This window comes from Mesorhizobium sp. M1E.F.Ca.ET.063.01.1.1 (genome assembly GCF_003998155.1).
Classification (GTDB): Bacteria; Pseudomonadota; Alphaproteobacteria; order Rhizobiales; family Rhizobiaceae; genus Mesorhizobium.
On record NZ_RZSC01000727.1, the window covers coordinates 1 to 2,928 of the forward strand.

2 protein-coding genes and 1 pseudogene are annotated in these 2,928 nt (G+C 65.8%); 1 reads left to right on the plus strand and 2 read right to left on the minus strand.

The window, feature by feature from the left end:
• Both EOA29_RS31295 and EOA29_RS31300 read right to left on the minus strand, forming a co-directional pair.
• Positions 1 to 1,081 (minus strand): patatin-like phospholipase family protein (locus EOA29_RS31295; protein WP_145969901.1); only part of this gene is annotated, 1,081 nt, incomplete at its 3' end.
• A 518-nt stretch (positions 1,082 to 1,599) separates the two neighbouring features.
• Positions 1,600 to 2,691, minus strand: a complete 1,092-nt coding sequence (locus EOA29_RS31300) for a citrate synthase/methylcitrate synthase (RefSeq protein ID WP_126091479.1) — start codon at positions 2,689 to 2,691, stop codon at positions 1,600 to 1,602.
• 93 nt (positions 2,692 to 2,784) lie between these two features.
• On the opposite strand from EOA29_RS31300, the pseudogene EOA29_RS43385 reads away from it, so the two are divergent.
• Positions 2,785 to 2,928 (plus strand): annotated as a pseudogene (locus EOA29_RS43385) (citrate synthase); the annotation flags it as partial.

The following is a 2,928-nucleotide window of genomic DNA, read 5'->3' on the forward strand; positions in this document are numbered from 1 at the left end:
CCTTGACCCGCCGGCCCGGCGCCGGACCATGCACCGGCTTGAAGCCGTCGTCGAGCTCGCCCGACAGGTCGAGCGTCGCTTGGCTGCCGACGGCATCGTAGTTCTCCTCCAGCCAGTCACTGGCCGCATTTCGGCCAAGGTCGCGCAGATAGGCGAGGAAGGCCCATTCTGCATTGACCTTCGACGAGGCCGAGAGATCCTTGAACGCCTCGTCGGCATCGATACGGTGCATGCGGATATCGCGGTATTCGCCATGCGGCAGGCGGCCGGCCGCTATCAGTTCCTTGACGAAGGCGATCGAGCGGAATTCGCGCAAGAGTCCGGCGTTGAAGGTGATCTCGTCGATGCGGTTCTGGATCTCGTTGGCGCTTTTCGGCGTGCCTTCGCGCACCACCGGGTTGATCTGCACTAGGAGCACGTCCTCGGTCGCCGCCGTCTTGAAGAAGGGATAGAGCGCCGGATTGCCGCCATAGCCGCCATCCCAGTAGGGCACGCCCTTGATCTCGACGGCACGGAACAACTGCGGCAGGCAGGCCGAGGCCATCACCGTGTCGAGGTCGATCTCGCCGTCGGAGAAGACGCGCAGCTGCCCGGTCTCGACATTGGTCGCCGAGATGAAGAGTTCCATCGACTTGCAGGCGCGCACATTGCGGAAGTCGATCTCCTTCTCGACCACGTCGCGCAGCGGGTTGAGGCCGAGCGGGTTGGCGACGTAAGGCGAAAACACCCGCGACATGGTGTCGAAGAAGAGGTAGCCCGGCGTGTTCTCGATCGACCAGTTGCCCCACACGACATCCCACGGCATGCGCTGCACCGGGCTGAAGCGGCCCTTCGAGGCCACGGCGCGCCAGAAATCGTCGAGCTTCTTGCGCGCGCCCTCGACGCCGCCGCGCACGAACCCATCGGCCAGCGCCACCGCGTTCATGGCGCCGGCGCTGGTACCCGACACGGCCGCGATTTCCAGCCTGCCATCCTCGAGCAGCCGGTCGAGCACGCCCCAGGAGAAGGCGCCGTGCGAGCCGCCGCCCTGGAGAGCGATGTTGATCTTCTTCTTGTCCTCCGCCTTGCCGTTCTTCGCCATGCCGTTCCTTGTCTCGACGCTGTGGGCTGCCCTTGCGTCATTTGGGCGGAGCCGCTGCTATCAGCTTATGTTGCAGTGCAGCATATAAGGACGAACCAAGGCAAGAACACGAACACACAAGCGTGACCGGATGAAATTATGTCCATGGGACTCTTTCCTCGCCCCACGAAAGTGGCCGGGGATGCACACAACTTCTGTGACTGGCGTGACTGATAAGGCCGAGGCTTGATTGCCACGTGGTTCCCCCAATCCGTCGCTGCTTCGCAGCGCCACCTTTCCCCCTCCGGAGGGAAAGGAAGGGAGCGTTGCTGGACGAGCGTCGACGGCAAAAAGCTTGGCGCCTTTCCTCTACCCCGTCGATCGGGGGAGAGGTGGCTCGGCGTGGCCGAGACGGAGTGGGGGTCGACCAGCGCAGCATAAGACTATGCATGCGCCAAGCTGCCATGCACGCTATCGCCTAAGACCAGCCGCTTGGAAATGTGTGCATGCCGCAGTCGAAGTGGGGCGAGGAACCAGGTTCAAGCCACCAGATCCGGCACCGGCCCGACATAGCGCGACTGCGGGCGGATGAGCCGGCCGGTCGCCTGCTGCTCGCGTGCGTGCGCAATCCAGCCGGCGACGCGGCCGGCGGCAAAGACGTTGGAGAACGCCTCCTTCGGGAAGCCGGCGGCTTCGAGCAGCAGCGCCGTATAGAATTCGACATTGGTCTGGATCGAGCGCTGCGGCTTTGCGACCTTGAGCACGTCGAGCGCCACCTGCTCCACCGTTTCGGCGAAGGCCAGCCGGCTGCCCGTCTCCCGGCTGTCGCGGGCGCCGAGTTGCCGCACGACCGCCTTCAGCACGTCGGCGCGCGGATCGCGCACGCGGTAGATGCGATGGCCGAAGCCCATGATGCGCCCGCCGCGCGCGATCTCGCCGCGCAGCCAGGCTGCGGCGTCGCCGCTCGCCTCGATCGCATCGAGCATCTCGATCACCGGTCCCGGCGCGCCGCCATGCAGCGGACCCTTGAGCGCGCCGAGCCCGGCGAGGATCGCCGAGGTCAACCCCGCCTGCGTCGACGCCACCACCCGCGTCGCGAAGGTCGAGGCATTGAGCCCATGGTCGCAGACCGTCACCAGATAGGTGTCGAGCGCCTTGGCGAGCGCCGGCGATGCGCCGCCGCCGAGCATCCGCAGCATATCGGCGGCATGATCGGCACGTCCGTCCGGAGCGATTGGTTTCTCCCCGCGTGCGATCCGCATCAGGGCCGGCGTCAGCACCGCCGGCGCCGCGGCCAGCCTGAGCGCATCGGCAAGCTCCTCGCCATCCGGCAGCAGGGCGATGCCGGCGCGCATGGCGCTGTAGATGTCGAGCGGCGCGAGCTGGCCAAGCATCGGCTGCAGCCGTTCGAAAACCTCGACGCGCGCTTTGCCGATCGCCTTCTCCAGTTCGTTGTCGCCGGGAAGCCGGTCGAAAAAGCCGTCGAACAGCAGCCGGACCACCTGGCCGAAGCGCCAGCGACCGGCCAGCTCCGTCAGCGAGTGGCCTCGGATGGTGAGATGTCCGCCGGCGCCGTCGACATCAGAAAGAACCGTGTCCGCCGCCACAACATCATCGAGCCCGTTCGCCATGACTGTCTCCTTGACCTTTTGTGCATTGCAATTAATGCTGCGCAATCAATGCATCAATCTTGATCAACTGAATCAATATAGGCGCGGAGCGATATGTCCGAATGGCTGACGCGGGAGGAGGCGCTGGCGCGGCTCAACGTCCGGCCGCAGACGCTCTACGCCTATGTCAGCCGCGGCCGCATCGGCATGCGGCCGGACGGGGCCGACCCGCGCCGCAGCCAGTACCGCGCCGACGAC

What these genes read in the sequence shown, in the direction of transcription:
- EOA29_RS31300 (WP_126091479.1), bottom strand. Translation starts at nt 2,691, where the DNA reads ATGGCGAACGGGCTCGATGATGTTGTGGCGGCGGACACGGTTCTTTCT.